Source organism: Sutcliffiella horikoshii, from assembly GCF_019931755.1.
GTDB lineage: Bacteria > Bacillota > Bacilli > Bacillales > Bacillaceae_I > Sutcliffiella_A > Sutcliffiella_A horikoshii_E.
The window spans coordinates 2,013,967-2,036,321 of record NZ_CP082918.1; the positions used below are offsets into that span (position 1 = coordinate 2,013,967).

Consider the following 22,355-nt stretch of genomic DNA (forward strand, 5'->3'; position numbering starts at 1 on the left):
GAATTTGATAGATTTGACTATTATACTTACCCTATCAATTTGGAATTACTAGAATACTATAAAGTAACTCCATGAAAAAGGGGGTGAAAGTATGGCAGAAAAAACGTTTAACAATCGTAGTGCCGCTAGCTTGCAAATGGTTCTCCTTGTTCGCCAGGGAAGCAACCCAGCAAACTACGCCGGAGAAGTGGTATTCACCTTGCGTCCAGGACAGACAAGAACTATTTTCTACGGAAGTGAAGAAAATCCGTTCTTGAATGGGATTGTGATGTCGACCAATTTCAATGGAGATATTTACAGTAAAACTCAAATCGTTACAGTAAGAGGAACTCAGTTTGATAATCTATTGAACTTTAATAGCATTATCGATATTTTACCGATTTCCACAGACTATGTAATGTTTGGGCGTAATCCTGAAATGGATATGCAGGGTGGGAACATGACCCCGTAGAAAAAATGAATGGTAGGACCTGTTTCTACCATTCACTTTATTAATTCTTTGCTAATCGATGATTTTATTAAATTTCATGACGCCCTCCATCGCCTGTATGAAATCTTCTTTTGCCTTATCTCGCCATTTCCGCTCAGAGGGGTAAAACATCTCTCGATAACGGGAATCTAAAATTTTCTTTGTCGTGTCATTATCACTGCCATACTGTATCAGTTGGTTCTCCATTACCGTTCTTTTGACCGAATCAATGGAAGCCCACAATCCATCACCCATTGTTCCGAATTCAAAAGTAGTGGAATATAGACTTTTGGAAGGAGCTATTTCGTCTTTAAGCATTGCAAAATACTCCGGTACGTCGCCATTGGTTACATAGAATTCATCTGAGTCAGGAGTAAAAACAAGCGGATAATCAAATGCCCTTTGTGCTTCTTCTTGGGTCATTGTTTCTTTAGCTGAACTGAATATACTCATCTGATACCGCGGACCATAACCTGTATGCAGATCGACGTGAAGTATATTTGCGTATTCAGTTAACAAGATTTCCTCAAACAAGCCCTTTGTGAATTTAGTAGAGGGCTCATCTTCTTGGCCACCGTAGTATACACCTTTTGGCTGCATATATTGACCGCTTAATAAAGCTTTCTCTATTTTAGTACTTCCATCCGTTAGAACCGTCTTTACAATTTCCCCGTAGAACCCAAGATCCCTCCAGGTTATGTTGCCGATTTCCTTTTCAGGTTGGAGAAATCCTTTTAAGTCCTCATAGTCTGGGTTCATATCCTTATCAAAAGAGTCCCAATCATAGATGAAATTGCGGTTTAGATCGACATTGTTTTCATTGTACCTTCGCATTTCCTTCATTCCCACAGGGTTTACTGAGTGTACGATGATAAGACCAGTGTTTTCTATATTTAATTTAGGTGAAAACTGTTCCAGGAAAATATCGAGCATTGCCGACCCAACGTATCCCTCGACTCCATGTACCCCAGAGGTAATGACAATTAAGTTGGTCTTTTCTTGATTTGCATCTGCCCACCAAAGATCGATGGTTGCATCATCATCTACTTTAAATGAATCACTTCTTACTGTATTCCAGTTTTCTATTAAGTCATCCTCGTACCTTAAAAACGTGTTTTTGATTCTTCATATGTGTTGATAAAATGACCGGAAGTTGCAGGTGGTTTTTCTAAGTTTGCTAGAATGAGGAGGGGAACAATAAATTGAAGAAATAGAAAAATAACTAAAAAAGCAAAACCGAACTTAATCCATTTACTTTTCAACATAGACAAGGCATCAGCCTCCAATATTCAGATTGGATGATTAGTTGTGTAGTTTCTTTGAGGTAGGTAAAAAGTGTAGTTGAGGATATGTGAAGGATATGTATGGCGGGACTGCGTGGGAATCGAACCCACCTGAGACGGCACGCGCCTCACAAGCGGTTTTGAAGACCGAGACAAGCACCAGCATTGCAATCAGCCCCATACATTGGATAGTACCATTTTACTTATAGCAATGGAAGAATGCAATAGAATTATCGCTTAAAAATGTAGAAACGTTTGTTCGGTTGTGGTACATTACTTACCATAAGAGTAAAAGGAGGGAGAAAAAGTTGAAATTAGAGAAAGAAACCCAATACATAAGAGGAATCACATTAAAAAGAGAAACCATTCCCACATTCGATCAATTTCCTTTCAACCTACCCGTAATAAAAAACTTAAATACACTCCACCTGCATCCTAATGTCACCTACATCATTGGGGAAAATGGGATGGGTAAATCCACGTTACTTGAGGGGATAGCTATTGCGTTAGGCTTTAATCCTGAGGGTGGAACGCTGAATTTCAACTTTACAAGCTACGACTCCCACTCTGAATTAGACAACCATTTACGCGTTATAAAAGGTGCAGAGAGACCAGAGGATAGCTTTTTCTTTAGAGCAGAGACCTTCTATAATGTTGCAACCAATATTGAGGAAATGGATAGGGAACAAGGCGGCGGAAGAAGGATCATTGATTCTTTTGGAGGGAAATCTCTACATCAACAATCCCATGGAGAGTCCTTTTTCGCAGCTTTTGTGGAAAGGTTTCAAGGGAAAGGGTTATATATTTTGGATGAGCCGGAAGCTGCTTTATCTCCGCTTAGGCAAATGTCCATGCTTGCCAGAATTAATGAGCTGGTGCAAGATGGATCGCAGTTCATCATTTCTACCCACTCACCCATCGTCATGGCTTACCCTGACGCAAAAATTCTGGAGCTTACGGAAGAAGGAATGTTTGAAACATCCCTCGAAGAGACACCACACCATAGTATTATGAAGCAGTTTTTTGATGATAGGGAAAGAATGCTGTATCACCTGTTTCAGCCTGAATGAATGATTAAGGAGGTAGTAACATGATTGTAATCGGGCTGGATTTGGCAGGTCCAAGTAATCATAAGGATACCGTGCTTACCGTCTTTAAACAGAATGAGAATTATTTAACGTTCAAAAAAATGATTTCAAACATCAGCGATGAAGAAATAATAAACGAAATTATTGACTTAAGTAAATTAGATGAGCTCGTCATAGGAATAGATGCTCCATTATCCTATCAGGATGGTGGTGGAGACAGAATAAGTGATAAACAGTTAAGAAAATTTATCGTTTCCTTTGGGATGAAGCCAGGTTCCATTATGCCGCCGACATTTACTAGAATGGTATATCTAACGTTAAGAGGGATAAAACTCACGAGAGAGATAGAGAAACTCCAAACGAATTTTCCAGTTTCTATAGTTGAAGTGCATCCTGGAGCGGCGATGGGGGCGAGAGTAACGGAAAAAGAATTAGAATATGTTCTTACATACAAGCAAAATCTTTCAACACGAAAATATCTTAAGAAATGGTTTGAACAACAAAATGTTATCGGGTTGCCAAATGCTGTAGAAAATGAGAGCCACTCTATTGATTCTTGTGCAGCAGCATTGGCAGCGTGGCACTGGGCTGATGAAAAGTTAGAACCGAAATGGATATTTACAGCACAGCCTCCCCTTCATCCATTTGATTATTGTTGTTAAATGCAAAAACTAAAAAAGGATATTTATCATTAATCTCGAAATCAATTATTGGTGAATATATCCAAAAGGAGGGTGTTTGTATGATTCAGAATTCCATTGCAACATTCAAATGTGAAGTCGTTCAAAAAAAACTTCAGTTAGTTGGTCAATGTGCCACAGGTAATTTTCCAAAGTCCTTTCCTGAAGTTGCCATGAATGTACAACAAGAATTTGAGAATAGAAGAGACGAAGTGAGGCATGCGGTAAATCGTGATGTGATTTATAGTCCGTACCTTGCAAACAGTCTGGTTGCTACTTATTTTGCCTGTGTGGAAGTGCAGGAATATGAAGATATTCCTAAAGGGATGATGGCATTAAATATCCCCCTCACAACTTATGCAAAAATAAGCTGCTCAAACAAAACAGTTGATATAGGTTATGACAGAATCTTCTCTTGGATGAAGGAAAATGGACACAGGCAAGAAAGTCTAGAGAAAGCTTTTCCTATCGAAGTTTTTTATTTTGAAGACAATGTAGAGGAAGAAATCGTAGAATTATATATTCCTATAGTCGAATAGGGGGTTATGATATGAAAACATTAGTTGGTGAAATAGTAACTATTCCTTCTTATCGGGCAATGGGGGTAAAGTGGGAAGGTGCCTATGCAGAGGTGCCACAATTAAAAGAAGTGATTTTACAGATGAGTAAAAGGGTTGGTGAGTTTGCTTTTGCAAAAGAACCTGAAACGCAATTAGGGTTATCTTATCATCTAAGATTTGATGGGTTTGTTCATTATTCTGTTTTTGAAGTAGGTGAACAACAGGAGATACTGCCTGGAATGATAGAAATCATTGTTCCTGAGATGACCTATTTAATAGTAAAGCACCCTAAAGGAAAAGATATTGGCGTGACCTATACGGGAATTTATCAATGGTTTAAAGAGTGTGACTATCAACCGTTAAAAGAAAAAGGTATAGAATATTTCGATGATCTTCCAATAAAGCATGAGAGATATCCTGTTGATAGAGATTTAGAAGATCCCCATTTTGATATCCTTATTCCAATTGAATTAAAATCATGAACATAAAACGATGCCACTAGCTGGTGTCGTTTTTTTGTGTAAAAAATTTCCTCAATAGCCGTTGCATTATTTTGGTAATTATAATATACTACATTACAACACTAATGCACTATGGTTGGATGGAGGTGGAACATTGATCTTAAACACGGATGGTACAAAACCGATTTATGTGCAAATTGCCGAATGGCTTGAGACAGAGATCCTGAACGGGAATTTTCTACAGGATCAAAAAGTGTATTCTCAATATCAATTAGCTGAAATCTTTAATATAAACCCTGCAACTGCTGCAAAGGGCCTTACATTATTGGTAGAAGATGATGTCTTATATAAAAAGAGGGGGCTCGGCATGTTTGTAACAGAAGCAGCACAAGCTATCATCCTGACGAAAAGGCGGGAACATACGTTGAAAAGACTGGTTACTGAACTCGTCTCAGAGGCTGAACAATTAAATGTAGGGATGGATGAACTGCTTGAGATGGTAAGAAAGGAAAGTAAACAGAGCAAGGGGGAGTAATGGATGAAAGTAGTGAATTGTGAGGGCTTGGTTAAGAAATACGGTCGATCAAAGGCACTTAATGACCTGAGTTTCCAAATTAGTGAAAATAAGATAACAGGGTTGATTGGGAGAAACGGTGCAGGAAAAACGACTCTTTTGAAAATAATGGCTGGTTTTCAGAGACAGACATCCGGGGAGATGAAAGTCTTTAATGAAGAGCCATATAACAGTTTACTTGTTTCTGCCAACAGTATACTTGTGGATGATCAGATGGCATTTCCAGTCTCATTAAGCCTTGGAGAGATTCTGCATGCATCTGCTTCATTTTATTCAAATTGGGATGCAGAGCTTGCTAGAAAACTATTTGATTACTTTTCTTTTCGTGATGAATATCGTCATAGTGAATTATCTAAGGGGATGAAGAGCACTTTCAATATGATTGTCGGCTTAGCATCACGTTGTGTGCTGACTATGTTTGATGAACCAACAACTGGAATGGACGCATCCGTTCGCAAAGATTTCTATCGTGCCCTCCAAAAAGATTACATCGCATACCCACGTACCATCCTCATCTCCAGTCATCATTTGGAAGAGATAGAGGACCTTTTAGAGGACATTATTCTTTTGAAAAATGGAGAAAAGCTATTACACCTCCCTGTTTCCGATATCAAGGATTATGCAATAGGCATCCAGGGAAAGAAGAGTGTTCTCAACGAATGGCTGGAGGATAAAGAGGTGCTATATAGGAGATCGATTGGTACAGAAGGAACCTATGTCGTTATTGAAAATCACTTTAAAGCTAAAATCATTCAAGATGCAAGAATACATGGATTTGAACTTTCCTCTGTTTCTTCCAGTGATGTCTGCATCTATTTGACTAGTAAAGGAAGAGGTGGAATTGATGCTGTCTTTGAATAAAGTGACACTTGATCAAGTTGTAAAGAGACAATTTTTATACAAAATAACTGCCTATTCTGGTGTTTATATATCGTTAATCATTCTACAAGTAATCGCAGTCTTGTTCTCCTTAAATGGAGTAGGCAACTCAACTGGTGGATCCGAACGAATCAGCTTGAATATTCATTATTATTCTGGAAATCTGATTTTCGTATTTACTATGTTATGGGTGTTTATCGTATCCATCATCATCACTTCAAAAGCTTACAGAGACGAGGATTTTTCTTTTGTAACAAACAGGTTGAGCAGTGATCTGTCCAATGTTTTCTTTGTGTTAGTTGTAAGTGTTATCGGCACTATAACAGCCCTTATGGCCAAATACCTACTGCAAGTAATCGTGCTATTCTTACCTAAATTTGATTCCTTTTATCATTCGCCGATTTCTATGAACATAGGCAGCTTCCTAATCTTGGGTACGTTGACTGCCTTTTTATATATTTTGTTATGTGGTGCTGCAGGATACTTTGTAGGGACTTTGGTTAGGATTTCAAGCCTGTTCAAAATCCTTGTTCCTGTCCTTTTTGTTGGGTATCTATTTTTTGGAGGCTTCATCAACCAGGTCAGTGGCCTTGCTTCCATTGTGGAATTCTTCTACTTGGAAACATCATTTATTACATTCGTTCTAAAAGTGCTCGTAACGGTGTTCGTTCTCTTCGCAGGATCCGTAGCAATATTCAATAGAATGGGGGTTAGACAATGAGCCCAATGGCAGGAGTCATCAATTTAATCATTTTTCTCGGGATTATCATTTTTGTCTTTCTCCTACTTACAAGAGGTGTTAAGTTCACTACTTCCATTAAGAAAAACAGCTTGATTTTAAGTGGATATATAATCATATTACTTTGTTCCATGGTGATATATTTCCTGATGCCTGAAGCTGAGCATATGGAATGGAAGGGTGAGGGCGCAGAGGAAAGTTCCTCTCTCCTTTATGAAAGACTGATGAATAAAGAAGATATCGAGGAAGACTATTTATCTAGTAAGAAATTGTATGAACTCTCTGGACAGGAGCTTGAGATTAAGGTTCAAGATAATTATACACCAGAATATATGGTAATGTTTGAAAGAACGCCAGATTTAGAGGGTGAAATAGAAGTCATATTGTACAAAGGTCTATTATTTATTGAAGAGTTTGACCTCTCAAATGAATTGCCACCCCCAACTATGGAGTTTTCAAACGATTTGTTAGAGATTGTGCACCCTACATTCTTTGAAAAGAATATGGCGTATACAGCACCGGAGTTTCCCTTTACACAGTTCAGTGGAGAACGCTCCAGTATGCAAGGATACGGTCGTTCATCGAGAGATGCTATTATTTATGTGAAAGTCCCTGAAGATGTAGAAGTTATATGGAACGAGGAATACCACAATATATTAGAAGTTAAATAGATTTGATGCAGAAGAAAAACCAAGCATGAAAAGAGTATTCATGCTTGGTTATCTGTTTTTCTCATCTGTTTTCTTTTTCGCGATATAAAAAGCCAGTATAACCAAAGGAATGGCGATAAAGAACGGAATATTGATGTGGCTTTGTGTCACGATGGCTAATAAAAATAATACCCCGATGCCAATAATGACATATAAACAACCTCTACCGAAAGTCTCCAAATAATATTCCCCCTTAGATTACGATGTTAGTCTAACATATGCAGTTTGGTCGTAGGTACAACCTAGAAAAAAATTCCTAGGAATTTTCAAACCGGAAAAGCCTCGAAAATTCTTCATTTTCTAACAATTTTCCTAGATAACCGACAAAAAATAATACCTTTTGAGGAATATTATAGTAGTTATGTGCGTTACATAAGGAAAGGAGGTGAAGCGATGAATGTGCGTAACAGTTTGATTTTTTCACTTGCCTTTCTGTTTTTACTGCTTTTACCTACAATCGGATTTGCTGAAAAAGGGGCAAATCAAGCTGACGGGAATGGAAAACCTGCTGTAAATAAGACTTCCAAGATAGCTGAGTCTAAAGGGAATGGTAAATCTGTGTCTTCTCGCAACGAGAACGCTAAAGTGACTACCAGCAAGGCTGAAAGTCCGAAGGCTGATCATTCAAAGAAGCCGGAGTTAGTTTTACCACACAAAGAAAAGCAACCTGAACCGTCAAAAAAGCTACCTGATCAGGCAAACGAGAAAGCAAAAGAAGCTCGGATGATGAAAACGGAAAAAGGGAAGAAATCGAATCCAAATCGGCCTATACATAAAGTGTCTAAACCTAAGGAATCATCCGAAACTGTAATGATAAGTGGAGGTTTTGAGCCGGTTGAACAGGTTCAAATAGAGCAACTACACGAAAAATCGGCAAATAGATCAGATAATAGTTCTGCAGAAGAACCGTCAAAAAATCAGGAGATAAACTCTATAACCATAGAGGACAATGACGATATACCGATAGAGAATCTCCCAGAGCAATTTCCTAAAAAAGAGTCTCAGGAATTTTTTATATCTCAGACTAAACCTTCAGGAAGTAACTCGAAAGGGCATTCTTCTGATCAGAAAGTATCATCAAAATCTATCGTTGATCTTATAGCAAATTCCTTAGAGGAAATACGAGTGAATTTCCTGCAACCTTATGTGATGAGGCAACATATTTATCGGGACCAATGGGTTAATGCGCCACCAGCACCACCACCGGAAAATGCTCTTTTTTTCTAATAATATATAAAACTATATGAAATGGAAAAGGGAGCGAATTAATAATGAAAATCAACTTTTTAAACGGTAAAACAGTCGTAAAATCTTTAGTTTTAGCAGGTGTACTTTCTTTAGGATTCGGAGTTGGAATGAGTGAGGCTGCTGGAAAAGAAAACAAGCCAAATGCAGCACAAAAGGTTGAAGTCCAAGCGAAATCTGTAAAAGAGGAGAAAGTGAATCCTTCCGCTGAAAATAAAGCAAAGTCAAAAGCAAGCGAAAATGCTAGCGATCAGGCGAAAGCTAATGCTTCTGCTAACTCTCCGGTACATCATTCCAAGGAAGAAAAAATGGAAGAGCCTAAAGAAGCACAACCGGTTATGGATGAAGTTCAGGAAGAACCTGTAACGGAAGAATCGGTAGAAGTAGAAAAGAAGCAAAAAGTAAACAAAGGCCGTTCCATGGCAAGTGAAAAAGCCAATGAACAAGCGAAACTGAATGCTGCGCCAAATGCTGCTGTACACGGTAAAGCTGATGAAGTTGTGGAAGAAGAAGCAACAGAAGAAGTGACCGAGGAAACTACAGAAGAAGCAACAGAAGAAGTGACTGAGGAAACTACAGAAGAAGCAACGGAAGAAGCAACAGAAGAAGTGACTGAAGAAACGACGGAAGAAGCAGCAGAAGAAGTAACGGAGGAAACGACGGAAGAAACTACTGAAAAGGTAAGTCCTTCTGTTGAGAACAAACAAAACGCCAACGGTAGCAAAAATGCTAACGAAAAAGCGAAAGAACATGCTGCACTTCAATCTGCCGTTCGTATTACGGTAGAGGAAGAAACAGCTGAAGAAGATGAAACTGAAGTAGAATAATTAAGTAGTAGACTCCAGGGTTTTTATGAGCCCTGGAGTTTTTTTGAATTTCGGTTGTTACCAGCATGTTAATAGACCAACCCATTTTTACACTTCCTTGTCACATTTTTTCACAAAGCGCATATACTTTCCATTGTGTGATAAAAATTTCGAAAGGAAGTATGATCTATGAAAGAACTAATTTTAAGAGACGGAAAAGAATTTGCAGAATACAAATTGGAGACTTTTGCAACTGACTTTAAAGTAGTCGAAGTAAATGTATCTGATGCAACTGAAACACTACCAGCTTTAGTAAATCCAATAAAACTAAACTACTAACGTTCAAATTAATGATCTTGCAATCCTACATAATGGAAAAGCAAGAAGGGGGAAGCGTACCGACTATTGGTGACGCTTCTTTTGCATTCTACCGTAGAATATTTTAAGTTTACCCAATTGATTGGTATAATCATGGATAAAGACAGTTTTAATGGAGGAACGATTTGGACTTATATTGTACAAAGCATAAAAAGGTACTTGTGGAGCGATATAACAGGGCCACCCAAGAGATTGAACCATATTGTGTGGACTGTGAAATCGAAAATAAATACGAAACCCAAGTGCAAAACAGCAGTCAGGTTAGTAGGAAAATAATGAAGAACTTGAGCGGCAAAATCTGGACAGTTTTGGTGTTTTTCGCTCTAATTGTGTTTTTCTTACCGATACATACTTTCGTAAAGGTTATCCTCTGTTTCTTGTTAATACTTATGGTATTGAAGTTAATATTTGATCCTTTTCTTTCACTGCCGCCGGGAGATCGAAAACCTGATTGGGACGATATCCGGGCTAAAGCGCTTAATCAGAGCAGTATCCAGGCAAATGAGGTTGCAAATGTCAAAAGGCAATGGAAAAAGGGTTTTTTACAGGAAAAAAGGCACACATCTTGGACAGAAGAAGAGTGGCAACAATACTTGAAACAACATTATAAAAAATAGGACGTCCACCTATACAAGCACAAACATGCTATCATACGCTATCAAAAAGGGGTGGCGGAGATGGGTTGTTTTATTAACAAAGTTGTAATAAAGAATGTAAATGGTGGGGTCGTAAACTTCGGAAATATATTTAAAGCTTGTCCGATAGCCGAGGAAACTGGTGTTACAGGCTCTGGTTCCGGAAATCTTGGACAATGTATCAAAACATTTACAAAGATTAGTGTGGTGAATGTTTGCGGTAAGAAAAAAGTAGAAATAAATGACGAAATAGGTGAGGGGTTTGAGTAGTAAACACTATACAATCGGAATGGCAGGGCATATCGATCACGGCAAAACCACGTTGACAAAAGCGTTGACTGGTGTGGATACGGATCGACTCAAAGAAGAGAAGGAGAGAAAAATATCCATTGAACTCGGGTATGCGCCGTTAAAAATGGATGACGGTTCTCTTTTATCCATTATAGATGTGCCTGGCCATGAACGGTTCATTCGTCAGATGATTGCAGGGGTTTCAGGAATCGACCTGGTCATTTTGGTCGTCGCTGCAGATGAAGGGGTAATGCCACAGACGAAAGAACATCTGGAAATAGTAAAGTTTCTCCAAATCCAGAAAGGAATCATTGCCATTACGAAAAAAGATAAGGTGGAAGATGATTTATTGGATTTGGTGAAAGAGGAAATAATGGACGAGTTAGAGGATTCCGTATTTCATCATGCACCAGTTGTCTTCTTGGACAGCACTAAAAATATTGGCATAGATGATTTAAAGGAAACGCTACTTGGACAATTAGAGGACATACAACATAAGCAAGAATCCGGAGATTTCCGTTTGCCGATTGATCAGGTATTTACCATTAAAGGACAAGGGACGGTTGTCCGGGGAACGATTATGGAGGGGATGGTTCATACTGATGATGAGCTTCAAATTCTTCCTGCTGGAATAACGGTAAAAGCAAGGCAGCTGCAAGTACATAATAAAATGGTTAATAATGCAAAGGCTGGTCAGCGGGTTGCCGTTAATCTTCCCAATATTAGTGCGGAGGATATCAACAGAGGGGATGTACTCGTTCTTTCCGAGACATATGAAACAACAGATACCATTGATGTCAGTTTAAAATTCATTAAGAAGCTGCAATATCCGATTAAGCAAAGAAGTGTATTGAAAGTACATATCGGTACAGCCGAAGTGATGGGGAAAATCATCTTTTTTGATCGAAATGAATATCAAGATTCAAATGAAGAAGTCTTGTGTCAGCTGCGTTTAGAGGAACAAATAACAGCAAAAAGAGGAGACAAGTTCATCGTCAGAAGACCTACTCCAGTCGAAACAGTGGGCGGTGGCTGGGTGATTCAAGCAAAAGGCTCCAAATATAAGTTTGGAGAAAACACAATTCGAACACTACAAAAAGTGAAGGAAGGGAGTCCAGAAGAAAGGGTCACTCAAGCTTTCAGTAAAAATAAGCTGTTAGAATCTAAAGATTTACAGGAAGAAACAGGATTGACCAAAATGGAGCTGGATTCTTTACTGGAAGTCGGGAAACTGATTAAGATCATGGATAAATTCTATACAGGTTCAGAAAATGTAAAAGCCACTTTGCATCAAGTAACCAGCTACATCCATGCTTTCCATGAGGCCAATCCATTAAAAGCAGGAGTGGCAAAGGCTGAAATACTTTCAAACTTTTCAAATTCGGTACCTAAGAATTTAGTAGAACATGTCATTCAATCACTACAAGACGACGGAAAAATAATGCGAGATGAAAGTTTATTATATGATGCCAGCTTTGAACCGCATTATCCTGTTTCTTGGAAAAAAAGAATGGAACAGGTTGTGTCTGGTATTGAGGGGGACGGTCTTACTCCTAAACCTTTTGAGCAGTATGGACGAGAGACGGGACTTCCTGAAAAAGAACTGCGTGATCTTCAGCATTATTTAATCAGGCAGGAAAAAGTATACGTGTTGGATGATAAGCATTTAGTCAGTGTAAAAATCATAGAAAGTTCTGTCTCTAAACTAAAGAGGAAGTATTCACAGGAATTAGAGCTGAGCGGAGTAAAAGAGGAACTCGGATTATCCAGAAAGTATTTGATCCCTTATATGGAATTGCTAGATGCCTTACAGATTACGAAAAGAGAAGATTCTGTTCGGTATTGGAGATAATGAAAACGGTGCTACTGAAAGTAATCAGTTGGCACCGTTTTTGCTTACATAAATGCATTTTTCTCTTTTTTCTGTGACAGATCCAATGACAGCAGCATGCACATTTCTTTCTTTTAGCTTGCTTACATACTGATACGCTTCCGTTTTAGGCATGCTGACTAGCATGCCTCCAGATGTGATAGCGTCACACAACACCAGCTGCTCATGAAAAGAGATGGAATCAGGGTAATAAACCTCATTCTCTAACCATTGATGGTTGGACTTAGATCCACCAGGCACTACGCCTGCTTCTGCCAACTCATATGTTCCCGATAAAACAGGAACTTTCTTCAGGTCGATATGTAAGCTTACGCCGCTTCCACGTGCGATTTCACTTGCATGTCCGAGCAGTCCAAAACCAGTAACGTCTGTAACGGCATTCGGATTGTATTCTTTCAATGTTTCAGCTGCATGTTTGTTTAAGGAAGCCATTGTCTGCGTTACGAGAGTAATTTGTTCATCTGTAGCTTTTCCTCGTTTTATGGCGGTAGTGATGATCCCTACCCCAATAGGCTTTGTTAATACAAGTGCATCCCCAGTGCGAGCACCAATATTTTTCCATATATGATTTGGATGGGCAAACCCTGTAACAGATAAGCCGAATTTAGGTTCCTGGTCATCAATGGAATGTCCACCGACAATGACTGCTCCTGCTTCCTTCACTTTATCCAACGCCCCTGAAAGGATAGAGTGGAGAATTTCGGGTCCCAATTTCTTTATTGGATATCCGACAATATTTAGTGCTGTTTTTGGGGTGCCACCCATTGCATAAACGTCACTCAATGCATTCGCAGCAGCTATTTGTCCAAACATGTAAGGGTCATCCACAACTGGTGTAAAATAATCGAGCGTCTGGATCATCGCAATGTCATCAGTGATTTTATATACTCCGGCATCATCAGAAGTGCTAAAGCCTACTAACAAATTAGGATCGTGGTTATTCGCAGGTAAATCACGCAAAACTTGCGCGAGGTCGCTAGGACCAAGTTTGCAGCCTCAACCAGCTTTCGTAGATAGTGATGTTAAACGAATTTTTTCGTGTTCACTCATTAGGGCACCTCCTGTCATGTACTAAGTATATTCGTCCAATGAGTGGTTTACCAGTGATAAAGATTTGAATTTTGCGAAAAGGTAATAGATGTACTATGATAATATTAATGACTGGGAAGGAATATCTTGGTCATCGTAGTAAAAACTTGCATAGGAGGAAAACTCATGAGCAATTTCAAAGTATCTATCGAATTTTGCATGCAGTGAAACTACGCGCCAAAAGCCGCGAGTTTCGCGGAATTACTATTCAGCCACTTCCGAACGGATATCTCCTCTATGGAGCTGATCCCAAGCTCCGGTGGAAAATTTGAAGTGACGGTAAATGGAGAAACAATCTTTTCTAAAAAAGAAACCGGTGTGTTTCCGAAAGCGGAAGACATCATTGCTCAATTGGAAGGCAAGTAAGAGAGGAGGGGGAACCCTTCTCTTTTACCTTTTTATTAGGATATAATAGGAGAATGACCGAACGGAAAAGGTGAAAATATGAAAGAATTACTTCGAAGCATTCCCCCTATACATGAACTGCAAAATCAACCTACATTTATGCAATTAAGCAAAAAGTATGATGTTGATAAAACAGTTATGACCTCCATTTTGAGAATGGCAATAGAGGGGCTTAGAAATCAAATTATTGCGGGTGATCTAGAGGGTTCGGATATCACTTCTAGAATATGGAATCAAATGGAACTGATGTTGAATAGAAAAAATAAGTCACGACTGCTGCCAGTTATCAATGCAACGGGGACGATCTTACATACAAATCTTGGACGCACAAGGTTAAGTAGAGACGCAATTAACCGAGTTGTTGAAGTGGCTTCTAACTATTCCAATTTAGAATTTGATATTGATTCAGGTAAGCGGGGCTCAAGGCATGATATTGTCGAGGATTTAATTAAAGAGGTAACTGGTGCGGAAGCTGCCATGGTAGTAAATAATAACGCGGCAGCAGTGTTTTTCATCTTGAATGCGTTTGGCAAAGGGAAAGAAGTAATTGTTTCAAGAGGCCAGCTTGTGGAGATTGGAGGTTCTTTTCGAATCAGCTCCATTATGGAAGAGAGCGGTGCGAAGCTCGTGGAGGTTGGGACCACAAACAAAACGCATCTGAAAGATTATAAGGAAGCTCTTTCAGATGATACCTCCATGGTGTTAAAAGTACATACAAGCAATTTTAAAATAGTTGGTTTTACTGAGGCCGTATCTACACAACAACTGGTTGATTTAAAGCAGTTTCAAGAAGATTTGATTGTCTACGAAGATCTGGGCAGCGGAGTCCTTTTTGATTTCACGGAAGCAGGCATAGGAGAGGAACCAGTTGTACAAAAAGTGTTAGAAACTGGTGTAGACATCGTATCGTTTAGCGGTGATAAACTGTTGGGTGGACCACAAGCAGGTATCATAGCCGGAAAAAAGCAATATATCGATAAGTTAAAAAAGCATCAGCTTGCCAGGGTGCTTCGAGTGGATAAAATGAGTTTTGCTGCGCTAGAAGGTACATTACAAGCTTATGCAAACAAAAAAGCAAAAGACATTCCAGCGGTTAGAGATATGTTACTATCCATGGAAGAGGTTAGAGAAAGAGCCATGGTATTCCTTGATACCGTGACCTCTTTGAATTTGTTTCATTGGGAGCTTGTAGAAGTCGAGTCAATGGTTGGCGGTGGAACGATGCCAGAAGTGAAAATACCTTCCATTGCAGTTAGGGTGCACACCGATACTCTTTCATCACAGACGTTGGCAGATGAACTAAGAAAAGGAACCCCAAGTGTGGTGGTCCGTCTCCAAGATCAGCACGTGATGTTGGATTTCCGGACTATCACACAAGGGGAGATACCTAAAATTGTGGAAGCTTTTCGTAAAATCGAGCTTACATATCGTGACTAGAATTATGCTTTTGGCGAGTATGCTGACGGTTTTTCACTTTATGAGATCCGCTTAAAGGTGCGGGTTGGCCTGATTGATTATCTTTAGGCTGGTTTCTTACCATATCTTTGTGGCTGTTTTTGTTCATTGTATATCTCCTCCTTTGCTTATAGTTTTTGAAAAATGGACAGGTTTATGCTCGACTGTCTTAGGTATATTTTTCTTTTAGACGGGCAGTATAGGTAGAGCTATTATTTACTTTGACCTAAAGGAGCGAAAAGATATGCCATATCATAAAGATAAACAGCAAGCTTTCCAAGCAGCACAACAAGGAACAGAACAAGCAAGAGATGTTTACGAAGCGATTGTCAGAAATGATCCAAACTATGGGCACGATTTCAAGAGATTAGAAAATGAAGTGAACGAAGCAATCGAACAGATCAACAACGCACTAGAAGTAGCTTCTGAAACACAACGACCGCAATTGATGCAATTTCAGGCAGATCTACAACGCCTGATGCAGCAAGGTGAAGGGAATACGTTGGAGTAGAGAGTTGATTCGTTAGGTTAGGCCAATCTTGAACCGGTAATTTAGGTTTTAGGTTGGCTTTTGGCTTTTTTTCAAATTGATTGTGTTGGCAAAAAAAAATCAACCCCAACAAATTGGAGTTGATTTCATTAAGAACTATTACTGATTCTTCTTACGTTTTTTATTATTCTGCTTCTGCGCTTCTGTCAAAGGTTCATTGGAAAGTTCCTCATTGTACCCGGCACCTTTTCCTTGTCCGCTCGCATTGTTCATACCTTCGATGACATGGTTCGATTTTCTTTTTGCCACTTCACTTCACCTCCATTTATAGTTTCTCCTGAGGTTTCAACAGCATGTATTTGTGGAATATTATGAAAGATAAGTGTAACTTATGTGATTTGATAACTTTATTGATATTTACTTATGAGAAATGTTGTATTAAGATAATATTGTAAGGACTATTCGGTGGGAGAAACAACTCGAAAATTGTCTCAAAGAAAAACATTCGCAAACGCTTTCCTCAAAAAAGAAAGCTTGTTTTTCAATGCCTATTAATTGTTCATAGCGAGGTCCTATTAAACTATGAGTAGCAGGGGGTAATACATATGACGAAGCAAGATGTTTTTAATGCCCGCACGTCTTTTGATGTGAACGGCAAAACGTATCATTACTATTCTTTGCAAGCGCTTGAAAAAGCAAACATTGGTAACGTGTCACGTTTACCATACTCCATTAAAGTATTATTAGAATCCGTTCTTCGCCAAGTAGACGGCCGTGTTATCACAAAAGAGCACGTTGAAAACTTAGCAAAATGGGGAACAGACGAGCAGAAGGACGTGGATGTACCATTCAAGCCTTCCCGTGTCATTCTTCAAGACTTCACAGGAGTTCCAGCGGTAGTTGACCTTGCATCTTTACGTAAAGCAATGGCTGACGTGGGTGGAGATCCTCAGAAAATCAATCCTGAAATCCCGGTTGATCTTGTAATTGACCACTCTGTACAAGTAGACAAAGCTGGTACGGCTGACTCTTTAGACTTCAACATGAAGCTTGAGTTCGAACGTAATGCAGAGCGTTACAAGTTCCTAAGCTGGGCTAAAAAATCCTTTGACAACTACCGTGCAGTTCCACCTGCAACTGGTATCGTTCACCAAGTTAACTTAGAGTACTTGGCAAACGTTGTTCACGCTGTGGAAGAAAATGGCGAATACTTAGCATTCCCTGACACGCTTGTTGGGACAGACTCCCATACAACCATGATCAATGGTATCGGTGTTCTTGGATGGGGTGTAGGTGGTATCGAGGCGGAAGCAGGAATGCTTGGCCAACCTTCATATTTCCCAGTTCCTGAGGTTGTAGGGGTTAAACTTACAGGTTCAATGCCAAATGGAACAACTGCAACTGACTTAGCATTAAAAGTTACGCAAGTATTGCGTAAACATGGTGTGGTTGGTAAGTTTGTTGAATTCTTCGGTCCTGGAGTATCTGAATTACCACTAGCAGACCGTGCAACAATCGCCAACATGGCACCTGAATACGGAGCAACTTGTGGATTCTTCCCGGTTGATGAAGAGTCTCTTGATTACATGCGCTTAACAGGACGCAGTGAAGAGCAAATTAAATTAGTAGAAGAGTATTCCAAAGCAAACGGATTGTTCTTCAGCCCTGATGCTGACCCTATCTACACAGATGTAGTAGAAATCGACCTTGGAGCTATTGAACCGAACCTTTCTGGACCTAAACGTCCACAAGACCTTGTGCCACTATCCATGATGCAGGAAACATTCCGCAATGCGTTAGTTGCTCCACAAGGTAACCAAGGCTATGGTTTAACTCCTACTGACATCAGTAAAGAAGTAGAAGTGACTTTGGCTTCCGGTGAGAAAACAACAATGAAAACAGGATCTATTGCGATTGCATCCATTACTTCCTGTACAAATACATCCAACCCATACGTATTGATCGCTGCTGGTTTAGTTGCGAAAAAAGCGGTGGAATTAGGATTGGAAGTACCAAGCTTCGTGAAAACGTCCTTAGCGCCTGGTTCAAAGGTTGTTACAGGTTACCTTCATGATTCCGGACTTCAACCATATTTAGATCAATTAGGTTTCAACATCGTAGGTTACGGTTGTGCGACATGTATCGGTAACTCCGGTCCATTAGCGGATGAAATCGAAGAAGCAGTGGCAGAGAATGACTTGCTTGTTACTTCTGTACTTTCTGGTAACCGTAACTTTGAAGGACGTATCCACCCGCTTGTAAAAGGTAACTACCTGGCATCTCCACCACTAGTTGTGGCATATGCAATTGCTGGTAATGTGGACGTTGACCTTCAAAACGATGTAATCGGAAAAGACAAAGACGGCAACGATGTATTCTTCAAGGATATCTGGCCTTCCATGACAGAAGTGAAAGAAGTTGTTAAATCAACAGTAACTCCAGAGCTATTCCGCAGAGAATACGAGCATGTATTTGATGACAATAAGCGCTGGAATGAAATTCAAACTTCTGATGAGGCATTGTACTCATGGGATAATGATTCCACATACATTCAAAACCCGCCGTTCTTTGAAGGGTTGACTGCTGAAGCAGGAACTGTAGAGCCGCTTTCTGGTCTTCGTGTAGTTGGGAAGTTTGCTGATTCTGTTACTACAGATCACATCTCTCCAGCTGGTTCTATCGGAAAAGATACGCCTGCAGGTAAATACCTACAAGCAAACGGTGTAACTCCTCGTGAGTTCAACTCTTATGGATCTCGTCGTGGTAACCATGAAGTGATGATGCGTGGTACGTTTGCAAACATCCGTATCCGTAACCAAATCGCTCCAGGTACAGAAGGCGGCTGGACGACTTACTGGCCTACTGGCGATGTAATGTCCATCTATGATGCTTGCATGAAGTACAAAGAAGAAGGCACTGGCTTAATGGTCATCGCTGGTAAAGACTATGGTATGGGAAGCTCTCGTGACTGGGCTGCTAAAGGAACAAACCTACTTGGAATCAAAACTGTTATCGCGGAAAGCTTCGAAAGAATCCACCGTAGTAACCTTGTTCTAATGGGGGTATTACCTTTACAGTTCAAAGATGGCGAAAGTGCAGAAGTACTTGGCTTGACTGGTAAAGAAACGTTTGAAGTGGCTGTTGACGAAACAGTTAAACCACGTGACTTTGTAAAAGTTACGGCTACAGACGAAGAAGGCAACAAGAAAGAATTTGAAGCGCTTGTTCGTTTCGATAGCGAAGTAGAAATCGATTACTACCGTCACGGTGGTATCCTGCGTATGGTTTTGCGCGACAAGCTAAAAGCATAATTCAATAGATAGGCTGGTCTCAAAACATGAGGCCAGCTTTTTCTTTTGATTTAAATGTTATAAAATTGACATAGGTTATAAAGAACTACAACCTTTAACTATGATTAAATGAGAGTAATACACTGTAAAGGAGAACGGTATGGATGCCATTCAATTAGGTCCGCTGCTATTAAAGAAGTCGTATCTGGTTCTTCTTTTTTCATGTTTACTAGCATATCTTTATATTGCTATTTACCTTAGAAAGAAACCGGAAATCGTCAAGACGGTGGAAAATCACATAACAACTGGATTGCTAATATGGATCCTTATTTTTAAATTTAGTATTATTATTTTCAGACCGTCCATCATTTGGACAAATCCTTATGGACTGCTCTTTTTCACAGGGGGGACAAGGGGGTTCTATCTTGCAGTATTTGTAACAATATCATACTTATTTTGGAAACTTCATCAATCCAACATACATATTAGAACTTCCGCAATTATTCTGATTCCAAGTATTATAATAATCATCTCTAGCTATTACGGAATAATGGCAATTTTATAAAGGTGGGAATGTTGATGGTAAAAAAAATAATAGCAATCGCCTTTCTTGTTGCATTAAGCGGTTATGCTATCTTTCAGGTATTTGGAGAAAAAGATCCAGCGACTGGTACACAGCCAGGTGAAAAAGCGATTGATTTTGAGCTAAGTACATTAGATGGAAAAACAGCACAACTTTCCGATTATGAAGGAAAAAAAGTCATTGTGAACTTCTGGGCTACCTGGTGTGGACCGTGCAGAGCTGAAATGCCTGAAATGCAGAAGTTTCATACAGAAAATGAGGATGTCGTAATGCTTGCTGTCAACTTGACTGACAGTGAACCAAGTCTAGATACAGTTAAGGAATATGTAGAAGAGGGTGGGTATACTTTTCCGATCCTTCTAGACAAGGAAGATATCTTTAGGCACTATCAAGTCTTGACGATGCCTTCTACGTTTTTTATCGACTCAGAGGGTATCATATCCTACATGCATTTAGGGCCAATGACATATGAATTGATGGAAGAACAGGTTGCGAAAATGAATTAAGAAAGTTAAAGAAGGAGGTTGTACAGGTATGGATACTGTGCAACCTCCTTTTAAAATTCCCAGCGAAAATGACCGGTTATCGGCGATTTAAACGACGTTAGCTTAATCTCAGAAGCAAAAGGGTAAGTGTTATGAATAATATATGGAATGCCATCTTTAGTACGTTTATCAGAAACAATGCCAACATGATCAAAATCTCCTCCTAGAAACACAACAATGTCTCCAGCTTGCCATTGCTCTAGGTTGTCTATATCTCCTTTTTTAACTTCAGTGGTCAATGATTGTGCATGTCTTTCAAAAAATACGGATTGATTTGGAACACGCCTAAAATCTATGTTGGGGTCAGGAGTTCCACCAACCCTTGGATACAAGTCCGTATTCTCGGCAATATCCTGATCCATTAGGTCCTTTAAATTAATTCCTGCTCCCATTAACCCACGCCAGACTACGTCCGTACAAACACCCTCTGTATCAGGTGGATAACCATCGGCATAATATACACTTTTATAAGGTGTACGCTGCTCTACCTCTTTTCTTGCAGTTAAAACGATATCTAGCTGATCTGGTGTGCCGTTTTTATTTTGATCATGGTCGGATAAATTAGTGGGGATATCCAGAGTTTTGGTAAAAGGAAGTGACACATTAATTCCTAAATAGTCCCAAACAATACCCTCCTTAAAATAAAAGGAAAATCCTAATAGAAAAATTAATGCCCCTACAATTAAAATCCTCGCTTTCTTTTTCATGCTTCACCGCTCCCAGTCAAACAGTCAGGCTTATTATTTGTTTCATATGGTGTATATCGTGTTTTACAAACATACGTAAGAATGAATCGGGAGTATATTTGCGCCTTTTCTTCCCGATGGTGAAAGTAACTTCTTGATCTAAACTCTCTATTTTGTCCAATAGCTTTTTTCTTGTGGTGACAAATTCCTCAATTAGTACATTAGTGTCTTCAAAGGTTTTAATTGATTTTATAGCTTTTTCATTGTAGGTATCATGATCCGGGAAGTCTGGTAGAACACCTTTTTCTTTCATTTCAGGCACCATATTTTCCAACAAAAATAAATCCCAGAAGTAAATGTGGCCGATGATTTCTTTTATTGACCACTTACCTGTTGAAAGAGGTTTGATTAACTCACTTTCCTCTTTTGCTCTAAATGAATAGAAAAACTCCAAATTGTATTGATAGGCTTCATATGTTGATGCGGTCATATTCATCAATTACCCTCACTTTTCAAAATATTCTCTCATTAGATTGTACCGTAAATACATAAAAGTAACAAGAACATATATTCGTTTTTGTGGCTATTTATACCAGTTTTTAATTTTCTGAATTCGGTTATATAGTTAATAACTAGCTCCCGCAACCATCTTCTAGTGACAAACCTCTTTAAATTTTCATGAAATTCTAATTTATTTCGCATAAAGTTATCATAATTTTAGAGTATTTTGGACATTAATACTATTACAATAATAAATAAGTAGGTGAGATGATGAGAAGAATCCGTAAACGTTCGTTTGAAGAACTTGTTTTAGAAAACAAGCAGCTGTTGTTAAAAGACGAAGAAGCGCTACGTAAAATTGAAGATCGCTTAGAAGAAAAAATGTTAAATAAAGCAGCAGAATAACTCTCAAATTTTTCTTGTAATGAATATCCCTCCACCTTGAGATAGTAAAGGTAGGAGGGATGTTTTTATGAGTAATCCAAAAGGAAGCAGAAAACATTTTATGCCAAACCACATCGGCACTCAACCACAAGAGGCTGGCGGTAATAAAGGCAAACAAATGCAAGATACATCTGGTAAACACGCTCAAGTAATTCAAACAAAGGGTGAATAATACATC

General features: G+C 39.2%; 30 protein-coding genes, 1 tRNA gene and 1 pseudogene. 23 read left to right on the forward strand and 9 right to left on the reverse strand.

The genetic code is table 11. The annotated features are described in order from the left end of the window. The first annotated feature begins 91 nt into the window (after window positions 1–91). Entirely contained in the window at window positions 92–451 is a 360-nt protein-coding gene (locus tag K7887_RS10220) for a hypothetical protein (protein ID WP_223493417.1), read from the forward strand. A 51-nt stretch (window positions 452–502) separates the two neighbouring features. On the opposite strand, the gene K7887_RS10225 is transcribed toward K7887_RS10220, so the two are convergent. The 3 genes from K7887_RS10225 to K7887_RS10235 form a co-directional block, all read right to left on the reverse strand. Continuing rightward, window positions 503–1,591 (reverse strand): M14 family metallopeptidase, encoded by a 1,089-nt coding sequence (locus K7887_RS10225; RefSeq protein ID WP_317849254.1) that lies wholly within the window; start codon window positions 1,589–1,591, stop codon window positions 503–505. After that, window positions 1,573–1,740: a hypothetical protein gene (locus K7887_RS10230; protein ID WP_223493418.1), complete on the reverse strand. Its 168-nt coding sequence runs from the start codon at window positions 1,738–1,740 to the stop codon at window positions 1,573–1,575. Before K7887_RS10230 ends, K7887_RS10225 begins: the two co-directional genes overlap by 19 nt. A 94-nt stretch (window positions 1,741–1,834) precedes the next feature. Further along, window positions 1,835–1,931: transfer RNA gene (locus K7887_RS10235), tRNA-Sec, on the reverse strand. Between the two features lie 129 nt (window positions 1,932–2,060). Between K7887_RS10235 and K7887_RS10240 the strand changes: the two genes are divergently transcribed. The 8 genes from K7887_RS10240 (at window position 2,061) to K7887_RS10275 (ending at window position 7,404) form a co-directional block, all read left to right on the forward strand. Further along, window positions 2,061–2,822, forward strand: a complete 762-nt coding sequence (locus tag K7887_RS10240; protein WP_223493419.1) for an AAA family ATPase — start codon at window positions 2,061–2,063, stop codon at window positions 2,820–2,822. A gap of 20 nt (window positions 2,823–2,842) precedes the next feature. Next, window positions 2,843–3,502 carry a DUF429 domain-containing protein gene (locus K7887_RS10245; protein ID WP_223493420.1) on the forward strand — a complete coding sequence of 220 codons (660 nt, stop codon included), beginning with the start codon at window positions 2,843–2,845 and terminating at the stop codon, window positions 3,500–3,502. Between the two features lie 80 nt (window positions 3,503–3,582). Beyond that, complete coding sequence (locus tag K7887_RS10250; RefSeq protein WP_223493421.1) at window positions 3,583–4,059, forward strand: GyrI-like domain-containing protein; 477 nt, start codon at window positions 3,583–3,585, stop codon at window positions 4,057–4,059. Window positions 4,060–4,070: 11 nt separating this feature from the next. Next, window positions 4,071–4,562 (forward strand): GyrI-like domain-containing protein, encoded by a 492-nt coding sequence (locus K7887_RS10255; protein WP_223493422.1) that lies wholly within the window; start codon window positions 4,071–4,073, stop codon window positions 4,560–4,562. A gap of 133 nt (window positions 4,563–4,695) precedes the next feature. Further along, window positions 4,696–5,076 (forward strand): GntR family transcriptional regulator, encoded by a 381-nt coding sequence (locus tag K7887_RS10260; RefSeq protein WP_088018188.1) that lies wholly within the window; start codon window positions 4,696–4,698, stop codon window positions 5,074–5,076. 3 nt (window positions 5,077–5,079) lie between these two features. Then, the gene (locus tag K7887_RS10265) at window positions 5,080–5,976 is read left to right on the forward strand and encodes an ATP-binding cassette domain-containing protein (protein WP_223493423.1); all 897 of its coding nucleotides are present in this window, start codon (window positions 5,080–5,082) and stop codon (window positions 5,974–5,976) included. Beyond that, window positions 5,960–6,715, forward strand: coding sequence for a hypothetical protein (locus K7887_RS10270; protein ID WP_223493424.1), 756 nt, complete (start codon window positions 5,960–5,962; stop codon window positions 6,713–6,715). The genes K7887_RS10265 and K7887_RS10270 overlap by 17 nt, the downstream gene beginning before the upstream one ends. Next, window positions 6,712–7,404 (forward strand): hypothetical protein, encoded by a 693-nt coding sequence (locus K7887_RS10275; RefSeq protein WP_223493425.1) that lies wholly within the window; start codon window positions 6,712–6,714, stop codon window positions 7,402–7,404. The genes K7887_RS10270 and K7887_RS10275 overlap by 4 nt, the downstream gene beginning before the upstream one ends. Before the next feature lie 48 nt (window positions 7,405–7,452). On the opposite strand, the gene K7887_RS10280 is transcribed toward K7887_RS10275, so the two are convergent. Beyond that, window positions 7,453–7,623 (reverse strand): hypothetical protein, encoded by a 171-nt coding sequence (locus tag K7887_RS10280; protein ID WP_010193515.1) that lies wholly within the window; start codon window positions 7,621–7,623, stop codon window positions 7,453–7,455. Window positions 7,624–7,836: 213 nt separating this feature from the next. Here K7887_RS10280 and K7887_RS10285 point away from each other — a divergent pair, with 213 nt between their 5' ends. The 6 genes from K7887_RS10285 to selB all read left to right on the forward strand — a co-directional run bounded on the left by K7887_RS10285 (window position 7,837) and on the right by selB (window position 12,650). Further along, the gene (locus K7887_RS10285; protein WP_223493426.1) at window positions 7,837–8,670 is read left to right on the forward strand and encodes a hypothetical protein; all 834 of its coding nucleotides are present in this window, start codon (window positions 7,837–7,839) and stop codon (window positions 8,668–8,670) included. Window positions 8,671–8,714: 44 nt separating this feature from the next. Then, window positions 8,715–9,515, forward strand: a complete 801-nt coding sequence (locus K7887_RS10290) for a hypothetical protein (protein ID WP_223493427.1) — start codon at window positions 8,715–8,717, stop codon at window positions 9,513–9,515. A gap of 168 nt (window positions 9,516–9,683) precedes the next feature. Next, the gene (locus tag K7887_RS10295) at window positions 9,684–9,833 is read left to right on the forward strand and encodes a hypothetical protein (RefSeq protein ID WP_223493428.1); all 150 of its coding nucleotides are present in this window, start codon (window positions 9,684–9,686) and stop codon (window positions 9,831–9,833) included. A 164-nt stretch (window positions 9,834–9,997) separates the two neighbouring features. After that, on the forward strand, window positions 9,998–10,489 hold the full coding sequence (locus tag K7887_RS10300) for a hypothetical protein (RefSeq protein ID WP_223493429.1): 492 nt from the start codon (window positions 9,998–10,000) through the stop codon (window positions 10,487–10,489). Window positions 10,490–10,549: 60 nt separating this feature from the next. Beyond that, window positions 10,550–10,777, forward strand: a complete 228-nt coding sequence (locus tag K7887_RS10305; protein WP_223493430.1) for a spore germination protein — start codon at window positions 10,550–10,552, stop codon at window positions 10,775–10,777. Next, the gene (gene selB, locus K7887_RS10310; protein ID WP_223493431.1) at window positions 10,761–12,650 is read left to right on the forward strand and encodes a selenocysteine-specific translation elongation factor; all 1,890 of its coding nucleotides are present in this window, start codon (window positions 10,761–10,763) and stop codon (window positions 12,648–12,650) included. The genes K7887_RS10305 and selB overlap by 17 nt, the downstream gene beginning before the upstream one ends. A gap of 24 nt (window positions 12,651–12,674) precedes the next feature. Here the strand turns inward: selB and selD are convergent, their stop codons facing one another. Beyond that, window positions 12,675–13,739 carry a selenide, water dikinase SelD gene (selD, locus tag K7887_RS10315; protein WP_223493432.1) on the reverse strand — a complete coding sequence of 355 codons (1,065 nt, stop codon included), beginning with the start codon at window positions 13,737–13,739 and terminating at the stop codon, window positions 12,675–12,677. Between the two features lie 219 nt (window positions 13,740–13,958). Between selD and K7887_RS10320 the strand changes: the two are divergent. Both K7887_RS10320 and selA read left to right on the forward strand, forming a co-directional pair. Beyond that, window positions 13,959–14,144, forward strand: a pseudogene (locus tag K7887_RS10320) (Rdx family protein); the annotation flags it as partial. A gap of 78 nt (window positions 14,145–14,222) precedes the next feature. Then, window positions 14,223–15,620 (forward strand): L-seryl-tRNA(Sec) selenium transferase, encoded by a 1,398-nt coding sequence (selA, locus tag K7887_RS10325; RefSeq protein ID WP_223493433.1) that lies wholly within the window; start codon window positions 14,223–14,225, stop codon window positions 15,618–15,620. Here the strand turns inward: selA and K7887_RS10330 are convergent. Further along, entirely contained in the window at window positions 15,604–15,747 is a 144-nt protein-coding gene (locus tag K7887_RS10330) for a small acid-soluble spore protein P (protein ID WP_010193529.1), read from the reverse strand. The two genes, selA and K7887_RS10330, sit on opposite strands and share 17 nt — an antisense overlap. A gap of 135 nt (window positions 15,748–15,882) precedes the next feature. Here K7887_RS10330 and K7887_RS10335 point away from each other — a divergent pair, with 135 nt between their 5' ends. Continuing rightward, on the forward strand, window positions 15,883–16,149 hold the full coding sequence (locus K7887_RS10335) for a hypothetical protein (RefSeq protein ID WP_223493434.1): 267 nt from the start codon (window positions 15,883–15,885) through the stop codon (window positions 16,147–16,149). A gap of 138 nt (window positions 16,150–16,287) precedes the next feature. Here the strand turns inward: K7887_RS10335 and sspO are convergent, their stop codons facing one another. Next, window positions 16,288–16,437: a small acid-soluble spore protein SspO gene (gene sspO, locus K7887_RS10340; protein WP_223493435.1), complete on the reverse strand. Its 150-nt coding sequence runs from the start codon at window positions 16,435–16,437 to the stop codon at window positions 16,288–16,290. Between the two features lie 296 nt (window positions 16,438–16,733). On the opposite strand from sspO, the gene acnA reads away from it, so the two are divergent. The 3 genes from acnA (at window position 16,734) to K7887_RS10355 (ending at window position 20,507) form a co-directional block, all read left to right on the forward strand. Further along, window positions 16,734–19,439: an aconitate hydratase AcnA gene (acnA, locus tag K7887_RS10345; RefSeq protein WP_223493436.1), complete on the forward strand. Its 2,706-nt coding sequence runs from the start codon at window positions 16,734–16,736 to the stop codon at window positions 19,437–19,439. Window positions 19,440–19,578: 139 nt separating this feature from the next. Further along, window positions 19,579–19,983, forward strand: coding sequence for a hypothetical protein (locus tag K7887_RS10350; RefSeq protein WP_223493437.1), 405 nt, complete (start codon window positions 19,579–19,581; stop codon window positions 19,981–19,983). 14 nt (window positions 19,984–19,997) lie between these two features. Continuing rightward, a complete protein-coding gene (locus tag K7887_RS10355) occupies window positions 19,998–20,507 on the forward strand; it encodes a TlpA family protein disulfide reductase (RefSeq protein ID WP_223493438.1) in 510 nt (169 codons plus the stop codon). 50 nt (window positions 20,508–20,557) lie between these two features. On the opposite strand, the gene K7887_RS10360 is transcribed toward K7887_RS10355, so the two are convergent. Both K7887_RS10360 and K7887_RS10365 read right to left on the reverse strand, forming a co-directional pair. Continuing rightward, window positions 20,558–21,253, reverse strand: a complete 696-nt coding sequence (locus tag K7887_RS10360; protein ID WP_223493439.1) for a DUF1287 domain-containing protein — start codon at window positions 21,251–21,253, stop codon at window positions 20,558–20,560. A gap of 16 nt (window positions 21,254–21,269) precedes the next feature. Next, on the reverse strand, window positions 21,270–21,728 hold the full coding sequence (locus K7887_RS10365) for a DinB family protein (RefSeq protein WP_223493440.1): 459 nt from the start codon (window positions 21,726–21,728) through the stop codon (window positions 21,270–21,272). 275 nt (window positions 21,729–22,003) lie between these two features. On the opposite strand from K7887_RS10365, the gene K7887_RS10370 reads away from it, so the two are divergent. Both K7887_RS10370 and K7887_RS10375 read left to right on the forward strand, forming a co-directional pair. Then, window positions 22,004–22,138: an FbpB family small basic protein gene (locus K7887_RS10370; RefSeq protein WP_082153446.1), complete on the forward strand. Its 135-nt coding sequence runs from the start codon at window positions 22,004–22,006 to the stop codon at window positions 22,136–22,138. Between the two features lie 67 nt (window positions 22,139–22,205). Continuing rightward, complete coding sequence (locus K7887_RS10375) at window positions 22,206–22,349, forward strand: acid-soluble spore protein N (protein WP_010193544.1); 144 nt, start codon at window positions 22,206–22,208, stop codon at window positions 22,347–22,349. Window positions 22,350–22,355: the final 6 nt, after the last annotated feature.